The sequence below is a fragment of the Mesorhizobium subarcticum genome, assembly GCF_055456085.1.
Genome location: NZ_CM144237.1, coordinates 3,345,683 through 3,359,897, shown reverse-complemented (window position 1 = coordinate 3,359,897; position 14,215 = coordinate 3,345,683). Strand labels below are relative to the sequence as shown.

Below are 14,215 nucleotides of genomic sequence, written 5' to 3'. Positions count from 1 at the left end.
GCCTTTGGCCAGGACGAAGGCTGAAGCCGCATGCTTTGGGGAACAAAAATGCGCTTCGATCTCACCGATCTCCGGCTGTTTCTGCTGGTGGCCGAGCGCGGCAGCATCACCCATGGCGCGGAACTTGCCGGATTGGCGCTGGCCTCGGCGAGCGCCCGCATCAAGGGCATGGAGGAGAGGCTCGGCGCGCCGCTTTTGGAGCGCCGCCGCCGGGGCGTGGTGCCGACGGCCGCCGGCCAGGCGCTGCTGCATCATGCGCGCGCGGTGCAGAACCAGATCGAGGCGATGGCCGGCGACCTTGGCGCCTATGCCGGCGGCCTGCGCGCCCGCGTGCGGCTGATGGCCAACACCGCCGCCACGGCCGAGCTGCTGCGTGACATCCTGCCGGCCTTCCTGGTGGCGCATCCCGGCATCGACATCGATCTGGACGAACGCCCCAGCCACGAGATCGCCGAAGCGGTGGCCAGCGGTGCGGCCGATCTCGGCATTGCCGCCACCTGGGCCGGCCTTTCGCATCTCGAGCAAAGACCGTTCTTCATCGACCGGCTGGTGGTGATCACCGCCCGTGACTGGCCGGGGTTCGCCGGCCTGCATGCTGTCAGCCTCACTGATATCCTGAGCGAATCCTTCGTTGGCCTCAGCCTCGGCCATGCCCTGCAGGAGCACATCACCCGCCAGGCGGCACGCCTCGGCGGCCATCTGCACATCCGCATCCGCGTGCCTGGCCTCGACAATGTCTGCCGGCTGGTCGCGCAAGGGGCGGGCATCGCCATCGTGCCGGAAAGTGCCGCACGCCGCTCGGCCCGCCGACTTCGCAGCCTTCGGCTCAGTGACGACTGGGCAACCCGCCAGCTCAACCTGTGCGCCCGCGGCTTCGACGAGCTGACGCCGCAGGCCAAACTGCTCGCCGCCGCGCTGGCCTGAACCCGGCAGCCGAGGACGAGCAGCGGACGGCCCAACTACAGCTCGACGTCTACTCCGCGTTTTCGGCCTGCCGGAGGCGCCTCGGGGAACACCCGAACACGCGCTTGAATGCATTGCCGAAAGCACTTTCGGAGGCGTAGCCGAGCGATTGCGCCAGACTGCCAACCGAAGCTCCGGATCGACGCATGGCGTCCCGTGCGCGATGCATCCGCCAACGCGTCAAATAGTCGAGCGGTGCCATGCCGACGAGTTCCTTGAAATGATGCGCAAAGCCGGAGCGCGACATGCCGATGGACGTGGCAAGTTCCTTGACCGTCCAGCCATGACCGGGATCATTGTGGATCAGGCTGAGGGCAGCGCCGATGCGTCGGTCGGTCAACGCGCCGACCCAGCCCATGCTGCTTGTGCCTTGCCTGGCGACGTAAGCCCGCAACGTCTGCACGAGCAGGATGTCGCCCATGCGACGTGTCATCAGCGTCGAGCCCATCGACGCCGCATCGAGTTCCTCGTCGAGCACCGCCAGCGAGCCGCGCAGGATCGTCGCTGCCCGATCGCTTCCCGGGATATGCATGAACCTGGGAAGGGCATCGAGCAGGAGCTGCGCATTGCCGCCTTCGAACACGAAGCTTCCCGCGACCAGCGCCGTTTCATCGCCACCGTGCCGGGCGACATTCGAATGCTCCCAGTCGAAGGACGAGATCCCGTCTTCGGGCTCCAGGGAAAGATCATTGGCGATCACATAGGCGGGGGCGTTGGCCAGCAGAAAGGTATCGCCGGGGCCAAGTGCAAAGGGCCGCTCGTCCGGCAAAGTGATCCAGCATTGACCACGAAGAACGGCCGCGAACTTCAACGCGGGCTTTGCTGGAAAACGGAACGACCATCGCCCTCCAGCCTCGAGACGCGTGCAACGCGCGCTCGCGATATCGAGAAGCGAAAGCACATCGGATAAGGGATCGATCATGGCAAGATTGGACGATTGCGACGAAACGCTAGAGCTTTGACCATAGATAATCCACCAGCCTTTCACGACATTAGATCGTGAAAGGAGACAATCATGTCTGGAATAAAAGGAAAAGTCATCGCGATCACGGGTGCCAGCAGCGGCATCGGGCAGGCAACGGCGCTCTTGCTGGCCGAACGAGGAGCCAGCGTTGTACTCGGAGCCCGGCGCGCCGATCGTCTTGACGCGCGCTCGTCGGCACCGTCGTGAGCGCGGGCGGTGAGGCAGCCTGTCTCGCCATGGACGTGAAGAACCGCGAGGACCTCACAAAGCTTGTTGCTCTTGCCTGCGACACGTTCGGCAAGATCGATGTCCTGATCAACAATGCGGGCATCGGCCCGAACTCCCTGCTCGATGAACTGCGCGTCGAGGATTGGGAAGAGATGATCGACATCAACATAAAGGGACCGCTCTACGGCATCGCAGCCGCTTTGCCGGTGTTTCGCCGCCAGGGCTTCGGCCACTTCGTCAACATTCTCTCGACGGCGGGGCCGATCATCAAGCCGACAATGGCGGTCTATGCGGGAACAAAGAATGCGGTTCGGGCGATCGCCGAAGGCTTGCGAACTCGAAGCCGGCCCCAAGCTGCGCGTGACGAATATATCTCCGGGCTTCGTCCAGACGAATTTCGCGGACTCGATGACCAATCCGGAGATCAAGGCGGAGATCGAAAAACGCATGGGTGAAATCGCCATTACCCCCGATGCGATCAGCCGCGCCATCGCCTTCGCGATCGAGCAACCGGCCGAGGTCGATGTGAGCGAGATCGTCATTCGACCCACTGCACAGGCTTGATTGCGACTCACAACAGAGCGCTTGCTGTTTCGAAAGGTTTCCCGTAATCTGCTTTCATATAAGAAAGAAATTACACGACATTTTTCTCATTTGTGAAAGCATGAGCCTTGCGGGAACATCTCGATCAGACGGACCGGCGGCTGGTGAAGCTGCTGTCCCAGGACGCGCAACTTGGCGTTAATCGGCTTGCGGAGAAGATGGCGATATCGGTGCCGACGGTGCGCTCACGGCTGCGCAATCTGATCGACCGCAACCTGCTGAAAATCGTCGGGCTCCTGAACCTGACCGAGCGCCCCGAACTGATCTCGGCCATCGTCGGCATCAATGCCCAGGGACGCGGCCAGGCCCGTCAATTGGCTGAGCGCATCGCCGAACTGCCCTTCGTCAATTCGGCCTCGGTGGTCACCGGGCGCTTCGACATCATCGTCGACGTGACGGTGGCCGGCGATGTTGCCGACCTCTACCGCATCACCAGCGAGCTGATCCCCGGCGCCGGCATACCGGGTGAAGTCGTGCGCAGCGAAACCTTCGTCGTCATGGCCTCCTGCAACAAATGGGTCAGCCTGCCGGAAGGCTGCTGGTCGGAAGATGCCCCCCGCAAGGAGCCGGCATGAAGATCGCGGTTCTCGGCGGCCTCGGCCTGCAGGGCCGGGCCGCCATCGCCGATCTCGTCGCCAGCGGTGTCGAGGAGGTGGTTTGCGTCGACACGGCACCAGATGGCGCGGCACGGCTCGGTGGGCTGACCGATCTTTCCCGCGTGCGCTTTGTGGTGCCCGAGGGCGCGATCGGTCCGGCACTCGCCGATGTGCTGGGCAATGTCGACGCCGTCATCGATTTGTTGCCGCAGCCGCTGATGCGCGAAGCGGTCCAGGCCGCGATCGCAACGCGCACGCCGCTGGTCACCACCAATTACGGCAAGGCCATCGCCGATCTGGCACAGGCTGCCGAACAGGCCGGCGTGTCCATCATGACCGAATGCGGGCTCGATCCCGGCATCGATCTCGTGCTTTACGCCCGCGCCGCCCGCCAGTTCGACACGATCTCATCCATCGATTCCTATTGTGGTGGCATCCCCGAACCGAAGGCGATGGCCAAGCCCCTGTGCTACAAGGTGAGCTGGAACTTCGACATGGTGCTGGTCAGCCAGAACCGCGACAGCGTGATGATCGAGGACGGCGAACGTGTCGCCGTGCCAGCCGCCCGCCAGCACGACAGTCCTTTCATCCACGAGATCGAGGTCGCTGGCCTGGGTCAGCTCGAAGCCTTCCCCAATGGCGATGCGCTGCACTATGTCGAGATGCTTCCCGCGGCAAAAGGGCTGCGCCGCTCCGGCCGCTACACGCTGCGCTGGCCGGGATGGTCGGCCTTCTGGGCGCCGCTGAAGGAGCTTGGTTTCCTGTCCGAAGACAAGGTGCCCGGCACCTCCAGCAGCCCGCGCGAATTCCTCGGCCGGCTGCTCGGCCCGCAACTGCAATACGGCCCCGGCGAGAAGGATTTGTGCGTGATGCGCAACGTCTTTTCCGGCCTCGAAGCCGGCCGCGCCAAGACAGTGACTTCCGATCTGATCATCGAGCGTGACCTGGCGTCGGGCCTGTTCGGCATGAGCCTGGGCGTCGGCTACCCCGCCAGCATCGTGGCGCAGATGCTCGCACGCGGCGACATCAGCAAGCCCGGCCTGCTCAACCCGCTGCTCGACGTGCCGGACGAACCCTTTTTCGAGGCGCTGGCCAAGCGCGGCATCAAGGTGACCGAGACGGTGGCCTGGGACTGAGGATTTTCGAACGGTGGCTGCCGCCGGCAAACGGCGCCGCCGCTCAAAAAAAGCGCCCAAGGAAATCCGCGGGCAGACAACAATGACAACTGGGAGGAATACCAAATGAAGATTGCCAGACTTTTCATCGCCGGACTTGCACTCGCCGGGCTGACCGCCGCGGCCAGTGCCGGAACGCTGGACGAGATCACCAAGCGCGGCGAACTGCGTGTCGCCGTGCAGACTCAAGGGCCCCCCTTCTCGCTGGTCGGCGCCAATGGCGAGCGCACCGGCAGTTCGGTTGAACTGGCCGAACTGATGGCCAAGGAAATGGGTGTGAAAATCACCTTCCTCGACTTCGACTGGGACGGCCTCATCCCCGCGCTGTTGTCGGGCAAGGCGGACCTTCTCGTCGCCGACATGACGCCGACGTTGGCGCGCGGCATGAAGGTCGCCTTCACCACGCCTTACATGTACACGGGCAGCACCGTCTTCACCAAGGCCGACAGCAAGTTCAAAACCACCGAGGACTGCAAGGCCAAGGGCACCAAGATCGCCGTGCTGTTGGGCGCCACCGGCGAGAAGGAAGCCAAGGCCGCCTTCCCCGATGCCGACATCAAGAGCTACAAGGGCGGCGGTCCGCTGCTGCTCGACGCCGTCAACAACGGCCAGGCCGATTGCGGCGTCAACGACGTCTCGGCGGTCAAGGGCCAGTCGACCGCCTATCCCGCCGGCAGCTTCACCATCATGCCGGACCTCTTGTCGAAGGAGCCGCTTGCCTTCGCCACCCGCTACGATGAGCCGGACCTGCTGATCTGGATGAACCTGTTCCTCAACCAGGTCACCATCGACGGCCGCCTGCAGAAGAACCTCGACTACTGGGTGAATTCCGACGCCTGGAAGAAGGATCACTAAGCAGCGATAGAACCCAGGCGGCTTCGCGCGCGTCTTGAGCGCCGCGAAGCCGCCTGGACCCTCGCCACGTCCGTCGCTTCCCGCGCTCCGGGGACTCACCCACGATGCTCGAAAATTTCAGTTTCCGCACCATTGTCGAATATCTGCCCCTGTTCGGGCAGGGCCTGGTGACGACGGTCTGGCTTTCTGCGCTGTCCTTCATCGGTGCGCTCGTCGTCGGCATCGTGCTCTGCGCCATGAACCTGCAGCGCGGCTGGCTGTTTCGCGCCCCGGCCAAGGCCTATATCGATGCCGTGCGCGCCACGCCCTTGCTGGCGCAGCTCTATTTCCTCTATTTCGGCCTGCCCCGGCTCGGCTTCGTCCTGCCCGAGCTCGTCGTCGGCATCATCGCACTGTCGCTGAACAGTGGCGCCTACATCGCCGAGATCATCCGCGCCGGCATCCTGTCGATCCCGCGCGGCCAGGTCGAAGCCAGCGTTGCCTCAGGCATGACCTATGTCCAGCGCATGCGCCTGGTCGTCCTGCCGCAAGCCTTCAAGGTGACGATCCCGCCGCTGCTCGGCCAGGCGATCGTGCTGGTCAAGGATTCCGCATTGCTGTCGCTGATCTCGGTCGCCGAGCTGACCCGCGCCGGACAGTTGCTCGCCTCCGACCGCTTCATGCCGGCGGAAGGCTTTCTCACCATCGCCGCCTTTTATTTGCTCCTCTATTACTGCCTCAAGGGACTGGCCGTTCTCTCCAGCCGCTGGCTCGGCACAGCGGGGGCGCGGACATGATCTGGCACCAATTCCTCAGCCTCGCCGGCTCCTATCCCCTCGCACTGCGCGGCCTCGGCATGACGGTGGTGCTGTCGCTGATCAGCCTGGTGCTCGGCACGCTGCTCGGCTTCGGTCTCGGCATCCTGCGCACCGGCGGCAACCGGCTCATCTCGGGCGTCATCGGCGCCTGGGTCGACCTGATCCGGGGAACGCCGTTCCTGGTGCAGATCTTCCTGATCTTCTTCATCCTGCCGGAGTTCGGCATCGAGCTTGACGCCTTCACCGCCGGCATCATCGCGCTGACCAACCTTGCCGCCTGCTTCATCTGCGAGATCGTCGCCGCCGGCATCCGTTCGGTACCGACAGGCCAGGTCGAGGCAGCCCTGGCATCCGGCCTGCCGCGCTGGCAGCGCATGCGCCAGGTGGTGCTGCCGCAGGCGATGCGCATCGTGCTGCCGCCGCTGGTCGGGCAATATGTGCTGCTGATCAAGGATTCGTCCGTCGTCTCGGCGATCGGCCTGACCGACCTCACCCGCGTCGGCTGGCTGGTGGTGCAGCGCGTGCCCAACGGCCTGCTGGTCTTCTTCCTCGTCGGCGTCGGCTACTTCATCGTCTGCTATCCCCTGATCATGCTGGCCCGCCGGCTCGAACGCCGCATGGGTGCGGCCCATGGCGAGGTGCAGTTGTGACATCGAACCCCAAAGGCCCAACCGATATGACCAAAACGGGCATGATCGACTTTCGCGGCGTCAACAAATGGTTCGGCGCGCTGAACGTCCTGAAGGACATCACGCTCAGCGTCGAGCCGCGCGAAGTGGTTGTCGTCTGCGGCCCAAGCGGCTCCGGCAAGAGCACCCTGATCCGCTGCGTCAACGGCCTGGAAACGATCAAGGACGGCGATCTCGTCGTCGACGGCCAGCGTGTTGGCGACCCCGCCACCAACATGACCCGGCTGCGCACCGAGATCGGCTTCGTCTTCCAGTCGTTCAACCTCTACCCGCACAAGACCGCGCTCGAAAACGTCACGCTCGCCCCCATCCATGTCCGCAAGATCCCGCGCGCCGAGGCCGAAAAGGCCGGACGCGAATTGCTGGCCAAGGTTGGCCTCGCCGACAAGGTCAACGCCTACCCGGCACAGCTCTCCGGCGGCCAGCAGCAGCGCGTGGCGATCGCGCGCTGCCTCGGCATGCGGCCCAAGATCATGCTGTTCGACGAGCCGACCTCCGCCCTCGACCCCGAAATGATTTCCGAAGTGCTCGACGTCATGGTGGCGGTCGCCGAGGAAGGCATGACCATGATGGTGGTGACGCACGAAATGGGCTTTGCCCGCAAGGTCGCCCAGCGCGTGGTGTTCATGGACGCCGGCGCCATCGTCGAAAGCGGCACCCCCGACGAGTTCTTCTCACATCCGAAGACCGACCGCAGCCGGGCGTTTCTGAGCAAGATCCTCAGGCATTGAATCTTGCGGCTTAGGAGTTTCGTTCTGCACCCTCGAACCGATGTTAGCGGCGCTCACTTGGCATGCTTGGCCCGCATTTTGCTCAGGAATGCAGTGCTATCGAAGGCAATGGGTGCCCCAGATTCTTCGCCGGCAATGAGGGCGTTCTGCAGTGCGCGGAAGGCTAGGCGACCTGATAGACGAGTGTCCTTGCCGAGTGTGGTCACAGCCGCACTGGCGCGATAGTTCTATTCTTGCAAGGGGCGATCATCACGGCAGCATGCCCAGCGAGCGCAAGCCGGCAACCGCGCCACGATATTCCACATACCCCTTGGGGCAGGTCCTCGCGGCGAGGCGGTAAAGCCGCAAGGTTTCTTCGCTGCGGGCCTGCAGCCGGTCTAGCTCGGCAGTGTAGAAATTGGCTTCGCATACTTGGCCGCTTGTTTGCGCCGGGTCTCCGGTGCCGGCATCGGCAAGGGCCTCGGCAGATGTCTTTTGCCCCAGCAGCATCTTGACCACCGGTGCCGGCCATTTCGACATGTCGAGCTTGGCAACGGCTTCCTGCAAACGGCTGGTGCCGCCATTGCGCCGGTCGATGATGTCGAGCCAGATCGCAAAATAGGCGTTGTCGGGCGCAAGCGCGGCGGCCTTCGCAAAATCGGGCTCTGCCTTGGCCAGCATGCCTGAATAGAAATTCACGAAACCCCGGCCCGCATAGGCGTTCGGAAAACTCGGATCGAGCGCGATCGCCTGGTTGTAATCGGCCAGGGCCGGGGCAAGATCGCCCTTTCCCGCCCGGGCAATCGCCCGATTACTGTAGATTTTTGCCTGTTTCTGATCGAGACCGATCGCGCGGTCCAGATCGGCAAGCGCACGCTCATAGTCGCCCAACTCGTTCAGGACAAAGCCCCGATCGTTCAGTGCCATGGCGTTTGTCGGTTCAAGCGCGATGACCTTGCTGTAATCGGCGATGGCGCGGTTCCTGTCCTCCTTTTTAAGCCATTCGGTACCCCTGTTATAGTAGGCTGCCGCCATCTTGGGGTCGAGGCTGATCGCCTGGTCGAAATCGGCGATCGCACGATCGCCGTCGCCCTTGCGCGACCATGCCAGACCCCTGTTGTAGCGTATGCTTGGGTCTGTCGGATCGAGGCTGATCACCTGGCTGTAGTCCGCGATGGCCCTGCCATCGTCACCCTTGCGCCACCAGATCATGCCGCGACGATAGTAGGCATGGCCATTTTTCGGATCGAGACCGATCACCTGGTTGTAGTCGGCCATCGCCCTGATATCGTCACCCTTGCTATCCCAGACGTCGCCCCGGTTGTTGTATGAGCTGGCATTCTTCGGATCGAGTGAGATGGCCTGGCCGTAATCGGCTATGGCGCGCTCGTCCTCGCCCTTCCGCGCCCAGCTCACGCCCCGGTTGTGGTAGGCTCTGGCATCTGCGGGATTGAGCTTGATCGCGGCACCGTAATCGGCGATCGCGCGGTCTCCATTGCCCCTGTAGAACCAGGCAACGCCTCTGTTGTAGTAGAATTCGGCATTCTCCGGATCGAGGAAGATCGCCTGGTCGAAGCTGATTGTCGCGCTGTCGTAGTCGCCCTTGTGCACATAGGCGAGGCCACGATTTTCATAGGCGGTGACACCATCCGGATGAAGGGCGATCACCTGATCGTAGTCGGAAATCGCCCTGTCGTAATCGCCCTGCGCGTCAAACGTATTGCCACGGTAGATATAGGCAGAGGCGCGGTTGTCCTCGGCTTCCGCCTTGTCCTCGATGATCGCAGTGCAGGCGGCGATCTTGCGGGCAGCTTCGACCCCTTCGTCGGTACAGACGGCATGGTCCTTGGAAGCCGCCACAGCCACCGTGCCGAGCAGCAGCAGCAGCACGACGAAGGCGGCCGGGAAGGAGCGCCAGCGAGACCTCACGGCGCCTTGCCCATGACACGCAGCGCGTTGGTAGCGGCGCTGATTTCGATGAAATCCCGAGGGCAATCGCGCAATGCCATGCGATAGAGACGCAGGGCATCCTCCTCGCGATGCTGCAGCCGCAGGAACTCCGCAGTGTAGAAATTCGCCTCGCAGACCTGCTCGTTTTTCTTCGTTGTGTCGGAATCGTCAGCGGCGGCGAGCGCCGCTTCGGGCGTCTGATCGCCCAGCAACAAGCGCACCAGCGGCGCCGGCCATTTCGTCATGTCGAGCTTGGCGTCGCGCAGGACGCTCGGCTGCCCATTGCGGCGCCGCGCAAGGTCCGCCCAGATCGCGTAGTAGGCATCCTTCGGCAGGATCTGGGCGCCCTGCTCGAGATCGGCCTGCGCGCTGGCGGCCGAGCGAAAGTAGAACGCTGCAATGCCCCGGCCCTGATAGGCGCCCGCGAATTTCGGGTCGAGGCGCACCGCTTCATCGTAGTCGGCGAAAGCGCCGGCATAGTCAGCCTTGTAGAGCCGGGCGAGGCCTCGCATGTCGTGGGCGCCTGCACCGTTGGGCAGGATATGGATCGCCTGATCGCAATCCCTGATCGCGCGATCGTATTGCCCCTTGTAGATCCAGACATGGCACCGCCCGGTCCAGGCACCGGCATAGTCCGGGATCAGTGTGATGGCCTTGTCATAATCCGCGATGGCGTAGTCGAACTGGTGCTTGCGCGCCCAGGCCCAGCCACGGTTCTTGTAGGCGATGGCATATCCGCCATCGACGAGGATCGCCAGATTGTAGTCCGCTATAGCGAGGTCGTATTGGCCCTTCTCCACCCGTGCCAAGCCCCGGTTGTCATAGGCTTGCGTGTATTTGGGGTCGATGGCGATCGCCCTGTCGTAGTCGACCAGGGCACGGTCGGGGTCGTTCTTATCCGACCAGGCCAGGCCGCGATTGTTGTAGGCCGTGGCGTAGTTTGGATCGATGGTGACCGCTTCATTATAGTCCGCGATGGCCCGGTCGAGGTCGCCCTTGTGCGACCACACCCATCCGCGATCATTGTGCGCTATGGCATCTTTCGGATCGACATCGATGGCCTGCCCATAATCGGCGATGGCCCGGTCGTAGTCCTTCTTGCCGAACCACACATCGCCACGGTCACGGAAGGTCTCTGCGTCTTTGGGGTCGATCCTGATGGCTTGGTCATAATCCGATATGGCGCGATCGCTGTCACCCCGCTTCTTCCAGGCGCCGGCGCGCCAGCGATAGGCCTGGACATGGTTTGGATTGAGGCTGATCGCCTGGCTGTAGTCGGGTATGGCGCGCTCTAGATTGCCCTTGGCGGCCCAAGCCAGCCCGAGATTGAAATACTGGTCAGGGTTCTCGGGATCGAGAAAAATGGCCTGGCTATAGCTGATGATGGCTTGGTCATAGTCGCCGTTGCGCAGATACGCATTGCCGCGCACGTTGTAGACAACATAGTTTTCCGAATCGAGACCGATTGCCTTATCAAAATCGGCGATGGCTTTGACATAGTCGTGCTTTATGTCGTTCCAGATCAGGCCCCGGTTGGCATAGGCAAGGGCAAATTGTGGGTTGAGCTCTATCGCCCTGCCGTAGTCGGCGATCGCCCGGTCATAGTCCATCTTGTGGCTCCAGCTCAGGCCACGATTGTTGAGGGCATCGGCGTCCTTGGGATCGAGTTCGATCGCCTTGTCGTAATCCGACAGGGCGCGGTCGTATTCGCCGGCCGCGTCCAACGCGTTGCCGCGATCGAAATAGGCAATGGCCTGGTCAGCCGGCGACGTCGCCTTGTCCTCCAGCACATTGGTGCAGGCAACGATCCGGTTGGGCGGTGTAAGCTTGTCGTTGGCGCAGACATCCATACGGCTGTCGGCAGCCATGACCGGAGCACTGAGCGCCAGCAGCATGGCCAGACCGGCGAGAGGCTGCCGCGCGGTTGCATTCGACCGCAGAAGTCCTTGAAGCATCATGTCAGCCGAATCTGGATCACAGTTGGTAGTTGTTGGCCTTATGCCAACGTGATCAGGCAAATTCTTGATCGCCGCAAGTCAGCACGGCAAAGAAATCATCCATGACGATCGGGCCACCTGAACCGGTTGATGTCACGCACACGCTGACGTGCGTTGACACGCAACAAGTCCTGATGTTGATTTTTCATGGGTTCACTTTGGGGGTTGGACATGGCGCGCTTTGCTCGTGTGCTTGCTTTCGCTTTCCCGTTGGTTCTGACCGGCGCGGCATGCGCCTTGGCGCAGAACAATGCGCCACCTGCCACCAACACGCCCGCCGCCAACGCACCGGCCACCGCCAGTGCGCCCGCCGCGCCCACCTCGGACCTGCTGGCAACTGTAACCCTCGACGATGTCAGGGACGCCGTGCTGAACGGCGGCTATCGCGCGCAGGTCAAGCAGGACAGCAATGGCGACTACATCGCCAGCGCTTCGGGCGGCCAGAATTTCTTCATCAGCCTTGGCGGATGCGACGACAAGAAAGTCTGCAAGTCGATCCTGTTCGAAACTGGCGGCTGGACGCCCAAGACCCCGCTGACCGTGGACGCGCTCGACAAGTTCCATTCCGACAATGCCGGCTGGGTCGGCGTCGTGAAATATTCCGACGGCAAATACTATGGCGATTATCGGGTATCGATCGTCGGCGGCGTGACGAAGGCCTGGCTGCAATACAATGTGGAGGCCTTCGCCACGACTACGGAGGATTTCGCCGCCTTCATGCAGAAATGAGCGGCCTCTCCGATCGACCGATCTAGCCCGCTTCCACCTCGGCCACACAGGCGACGTGGCTGCCCGAACGGATCAACCGGATCGGCACGCCATAGGCGCGGAACAAGGTTGCTTCGGTGAGAATCTCTTCCGTCGGCCCAAGCACGGGGCGGATGTTCCGGCGACATCACCAGCGCTCGCGTAGCAGGCCGGCCGGGCCAAGCCGCGTCTCCGCTGTCACGCCTCAAAGGCCGAGACCAGCGACGGCAGAACATGACGCAAGCCGCCGGCCGCATCAGCGCGCCGGACCGGCTCCCCATGGGGAGCCGGCCGCTCTTGTCTTGTGGGCACGCGAATGCCTTGTCCCTGATGGCTCAGGCTGCCGTCGGATAATCCGTATAGCCCTTGGCGTTGCCGCCATAGAACGTCGAATTGTCGGGAGTGTTCAGCTCGACATTCTGCTTCAGCCGGCTGACGAGGTCGGGATTGGCGATGAACAGTTTGCCGAACGCGACAAGGTCGGCGTAGCCGTCACCGACAGCCTTTTCGGCCAGCTCTTTGTTATAGCCATTGTTCACCAGCCAGGCGCCTTGCCCGCCGGCTTTGCGATAGGTGGCTTTGAGTTCAGCATAGTCGAACGGCTTGTCGCCTTGCTGGAAGTCACGCGCGCCGCCGGTCGCGCCTTCGACGACATGGATAAAGGCCAGGCCACGGCTGCCAAGGCCCGCCACCACATGGTTGAACAGTGGCTGCGGCTCGGCATCCGAAGTGTCGTTGGCGGGCGTCACCGGCGACAGCCTGATCCCGGTCTTGCCGGCGCCGATCGCAGCGGTGACCGCGTCGACAACCTCGAACAGCAGGCGCGTCCGGTTCTCGATAGAGCCGCCATAATTGTCGGTGCGGTGGTTGGTGCCCGAGCGCAGGAACTGGTCGATGAGATAGCCATTGGCGCCATGGATCTCGACGCCGTCGAAACCCGCTACCTCGATCGCGGCCTTCGCGGCGCGGCGATAATCATCGACGATGCCGGGGATTTCCGCCGTGTCGAGCGCGCGCGGCTCGGAGGTTTCGACGAACTCGCCGCTGCCGTCCGGCTTGACGAGGAACGTCTTGGATTTTGCCCTGATCGCGGACGCCGACACCGGCTTGCCGCCGCCGGGCTGCAAACTGTCGTGCGAGATGCGGCCGACATGCCAGAGCTGGACCACGATCTTGCCGCCGGCTTTGTGAACGGCATCCGTGACACGCTTCCAGCCGGCAAGCTGATCCGCGCCATAAAGGCCGGGCACATCGGCATAGCCCTGGCCCTGATGGCTGATGGCGGTGGCTTCGGTCACGATCAGACCGGCCGTGGCGCGCTGGCTGTAATAGGTGACAGCGAGATCGCCGGGCACCGCATTGGGCGAGCGGTTGCGCGTCAGCGGCGCCATGACGATGCGGTTCGCCAGCGTCAGGTCACCGGCCCGCAAGGGATCAAAGAGTGTAGCCATGAGAAATGCCTTTCATGCATTTTGGGAAATGGGGGAGGATCGTCAGAGACCGGACAGGGCGGCCTGGAAGGCCGCGATGGTTTCTTCGTTGCGCTTGTAGAACACCCATTGGCCGACCCGCCGCGTCGTCACGAGGTCGGCAGACGCCAGCGTCGCCAGATGTGCCGAAACACTGGACTGCGCCAGGCCACGCCCATCGAACTGGCTGGCGCAAACACCCATCTCGAGCGGATGCGCCTGTTCGGCGAAGTGCCGTTCAGGCTCCTTCAACCACGCCAGCACATCACGCCGAAACGGATGCGCCAGCGCCTTCAATATGATGTCGTTGTCCATCTTCATCCTACATCGGTCTCACCAGATATATAGATCGGGCGGAGCCGATATGGCAGGAAATGAATTTCATTCTCGATCACGATCGGAGAAAATCGTTTCGCCCGGGACCGGATTGGTGTGGCCGGCGCATCATAGAACAGGCTGGCGAAAGAGTGCC

General features: G+C 62.9%; 15 protein-coding genes and 1 pseudogene. 9 read left to right on the top strand and 7 right to left on the bottom strand.

Annotation, left to right across the window (positions count from 1 at the left end):
- The first annotated feature begins 48 nt into the window (after positions 1–48).
- Positions 49–924, top strand: coding sequence for a LysR substrate-binding domain-containing protein (locus tag ACZYHG_RS16340; protein WP_464609410.1), 876 nt, complete (start codon positions 49–51; stop codon positions 922–924).
- 49 nt (positions 925–973) lie between these two features.
- Here the strand turns inward: ACZYHG_RS16340 and ACZYHG_RS16335 are convergent, their stop codons facing one another.
- Positions 974–1,885: an AraC family transcriptional regulator gene (locus tag ACZYHG_RS16335; protein ID WP_464609409.1), complete on the bottom strand. Its 912-nt coding sequence runs from the start codon at positions 1,883–1,885 to the stop codon at positions 974–976.
- A gap of 93 nt (positions 1,886–1,978) precedes the next feature.
- Between ACZYHG_RS16335 and ACZYHG_RS16330 the strand changes: the two are divergent.
- The 7 genes and pseudogenes from ACZYHG_RS16330 to ACZYHG_RS16300 all read left to right on the top strand — a co-directional run bounded on the left by ACZYHG_RS16330 (position 1,979) and on the right by ACZYHG_RS16300 (position 7,601).
- A pseudogene (locus ACZYHG_RS16330) lies at positions 1,979–2,719 on the top strand (SDR family oxidoreductase).
- 107 nt (positions 2,720–2,826) lie between these two features.
- Positions 2,827–3,333 carry an Lrp/AsnC family transcriptional regulator gene (locus ACZYHG_RS16325; RefSeq protein ID WP_027030259.1) on the top strand — a complete coding sequence of 169 codons (507 nt, stop codon included), beginning with the start codon at positions 2,827–2,829 and terminating at the stop codon, positions 3,331–3,333.
- Positions 3,330–4,490: a saccharopine dehydrogenase family protein gene (locus tag ACZYHG_RS16320; RefSeq protein WP_464609408.1), complete on the top strand. Its 1,161-nt coding sequence runs from the start codon at positions 3,330–3,332 to the stop codon at positions 4,488–4,490. The genes ACZYHG_RS16325 and ACZYHG_RS16320 overlap by 4 nt, the downstream gene beginning before the upstream one ends.
- Before the next feature lie 105 nt (positions 4,491–4,595).
- A complete protein-coding gene (locus tag ACZYHG_RS16315; protein WP_464609407.1) occupies positions 4,596–5,384 on the top strand; it encodes an ABC transporter substrate-binding protein in 789 nt (262 codons plus the stop codon).
- Positions 5,385–5,488: 104 nt separating this feature from the next.
- On the top strand, positions 5,489–6,160 hold the full coding sequence (locus ACZYHG_RS16310; protein ID WP_464609406.1) for an amino acid ABC transporter permease: 672 nt from the start codon (positions 5,489–5,491) through the stop codon (positions 6,158–6,160).
- Entirely contained in the window at positions 6,157–6,831 is a 675-nt protein-coding gene (locus ACZYHG_RS16305) for an amino acid ABC transporter permease (protein WP_464609405.1), read from the top strand. The genes ACZYHG_RS16310 and ACZYHG_RS16305 overlap by 4 nt, the downstream gene beginning before the upstream one ends.
- 26 nt (positions 6,832–6,857) lie before the next feature.
- On the top strand, positions 6,858–7,601 hold the full coding sequence (locus ACZYHG_RS16300; protein WP_080680789.1) for an amino acid ABC transporter ATP-binding protein: 744 nt from the start codon (positions 6,858–6,860) through the stop codon (positions 7,599–7,601).
- 53 nt (positions 7,602–7,654) lie between these two features.
- Here ACZYHG_RS16300 and ACZYHG_RS16295 read toward each other — a convergent pair whose 3' ends face one another.
- Genes ACZYHG_RS16295 through ACZYHG_RS16285 form a run of 3 tightly spaced genes read right to left on the bottom strand, consistent with a single transcriptional unit; the run spans position 7,655 to position 11,488 of the window.
- Positions 7,655–7,807, bottom strand: coding sequence for a type II toxin-antitoxin system ParD family antitoxin (locus tag ACZYHG_RS16295; protein WP_464609404.1), 153 nt, complete (start codon positions 7,805–7,807; stop codon positions 7,655–7,657).
- Between the two features lie 43 nt (positions 7,808–7,850).
- A complete protein-coding gene (locus ACZYHG_RS16290; protein ID WP_464609403.1) occupies positions 7,851–9,509 on the bottom strand; it encodes a tetratricopeptide repeat protein in 1,659 nt (552 codons plus the stop codon).
- Entirely contained in the window at positions 9,506–11,488 is a 1,983-nt protein-coding gene (locus tag ACZYHG_RS16285) for a tetratricopeptide repeat protein (protein WP_464609402.1), read from the bottom strand. The genes ACZYHG_RS16290 and ACZYHG_RS16285 overlap by 4 nt, the downstream gene beginning before the upstream one ends.
- A gap of 210 nt (positions 11,489–11,698) precedes the next feature.
- On the opposite strand from ACZYHG_RS16285, the gene ACZYHG_RS16280 reads away from it, so the two are divergent.
- Positions 11,699–12,256: a YbjN domain-containing protein gene (locus tag ACZYHG_RS16280; RefSeq protein ID WP_464609401.1), complete on the top strand. Its 558-nt coding sequence runs from the start codon at positions 11,699–11,701 to the stop codon at positions 12,254–12,256.
- A gap of 22 nt (positions 12,257–12,278) precedes the next feature.
- Here ACZYHG_RS16280 and ACZYHG_RS16275 read toward each other — a convergent pair whose 3' ends face one another.
- The 3 genes from ACZYHG_RS16275 to ACZYHG_RS16265 form a co-directional block, all read right to left on the bottom strand.
- A complete protein-coding gene (locus ACZYHG_RS16275) occupies positions 12,279–12,401 on the bottom strand; it encodes a hypothetical protein (RefSeq protein ID WP_464609400.1) in 123 nt (40 codons plus the stop codon).
- A 208-nt stretch (positions 12,402–12,609) separates the two neighbouring features.
- Positions 12,610–13,725 carry an alkene reductase gene (locus ACZYHG_RS16270; RefSeq protein ID WP_464609399.1) on the bottom strand — a complete coding sequence of 372 codons (1,116 nt, stop codon included), beginning with the start codon at positions 13,723–13,725 and terminating at the stop codon, positions 12,610–12,612.
- Positions 13,726–13,767: 42 nt separating this feature from the next.
- The gene (locus ACZYHG_RS16265; protein WP_027030271.1) at positions 13,768–14,058 is read right to left on the bottom strand and encodes an ArsR/SmtB family transcription factor; all 291 of its coding nucleotides are present in this window, start codon (positions 14,056–14,058) and stop codon (positions 13,768–13,770) included.
- Positions 14,059–14,215: the final 157 nt, after the last annotated feature.

What these genes read in the sequence shown, in the direction of transcription:
- ACZYHG_RS16335 (WP_464609409.1), bottom strand. Translation starts at nt 1,885, where the DNA reads ATGATCGATCCCTTATCCGATGTGCTTTCGCTTCTCGATATCGCGAGC.
- ACZYHG_RS16340 (WP_464609410.1), top strand. Translation starts at nt 49, where the DNA reads ATGCGCTTCGATCTCACCGATCTCCGGCTGTTTCTGCTGGTGGCCGAG.
- ACZYHG_RS16300 (WP_080680789.1), top strand. Translation starts at nt 6,858, where the DNA reads ATGACCAAAACGGGCATGATCGACTTTCGCGGCGTCAACAAATGGTTC.
- ACZYHG_RS16315 (WP_464609407.1), top strand. Translation starts at nt 4,596, where the DNA reads ATGAAGATTGCCAGACTTTTCATCGCCGGACTTGCACTCGCCGGGCTG.
- ACZYHG_RS16310 (WP_464609406.1), top strand. Translation starts at nt 5,489, where the DNA reads ATGCTCGAAAATTTCAGTTTCCGCACCATTGTCGAATATCTGCCCCTG.
- ACZYHG_RS16280 (WP_464609401.1), top strand. Translation starts at nt 11,699, where the DNA reads ATGGCGCGCTTTGCTCGTGTGCTTGCTTTCGCTTTCCCGTTGGTTCTG.
- ACZYHG_RS16285 (WP_464609402.1), bottom strand. Translation starts at nt 11,488, where the DNA reads ATGATGCTTCAAGGACTTCTGCGGTCGAATGCAACCGCGCGGCAGCCT.
- ACZYHG_RS16265 (WP_027030271.1), bottom strand. Translation starts at nt 14,058, where the DNA reads ATGGACAACGACATCATATTGAAGGCGCTGGCGCATCCGTTTCGGCGT.
- ACZYHG_RS16305 (WP_464609405.1), top strand. Translation starts at nt 6,157, where the DNA reads ATGATCTGGCACCAATTCCTCAGCCTCGCCGGCTCCTATCCCCTCGCA.
- ACZYHG_RS16320 (WP_464609408.1), top strand. Translation starts at nt 3,330, where the DNA reads ATGAAGATCGCGGTTCTCGGCGGCCTCGGCCTGCAGGGCCGGGCCGCC.
- ACZYHG_RS16270 (WP_464609399.1), bottom strand. Translation starts at nt 13,725, where the DNA reads ATGGCTACACTCTTTGATCCCTTGCGGGCCGGTGACCTGACGCTGGCG.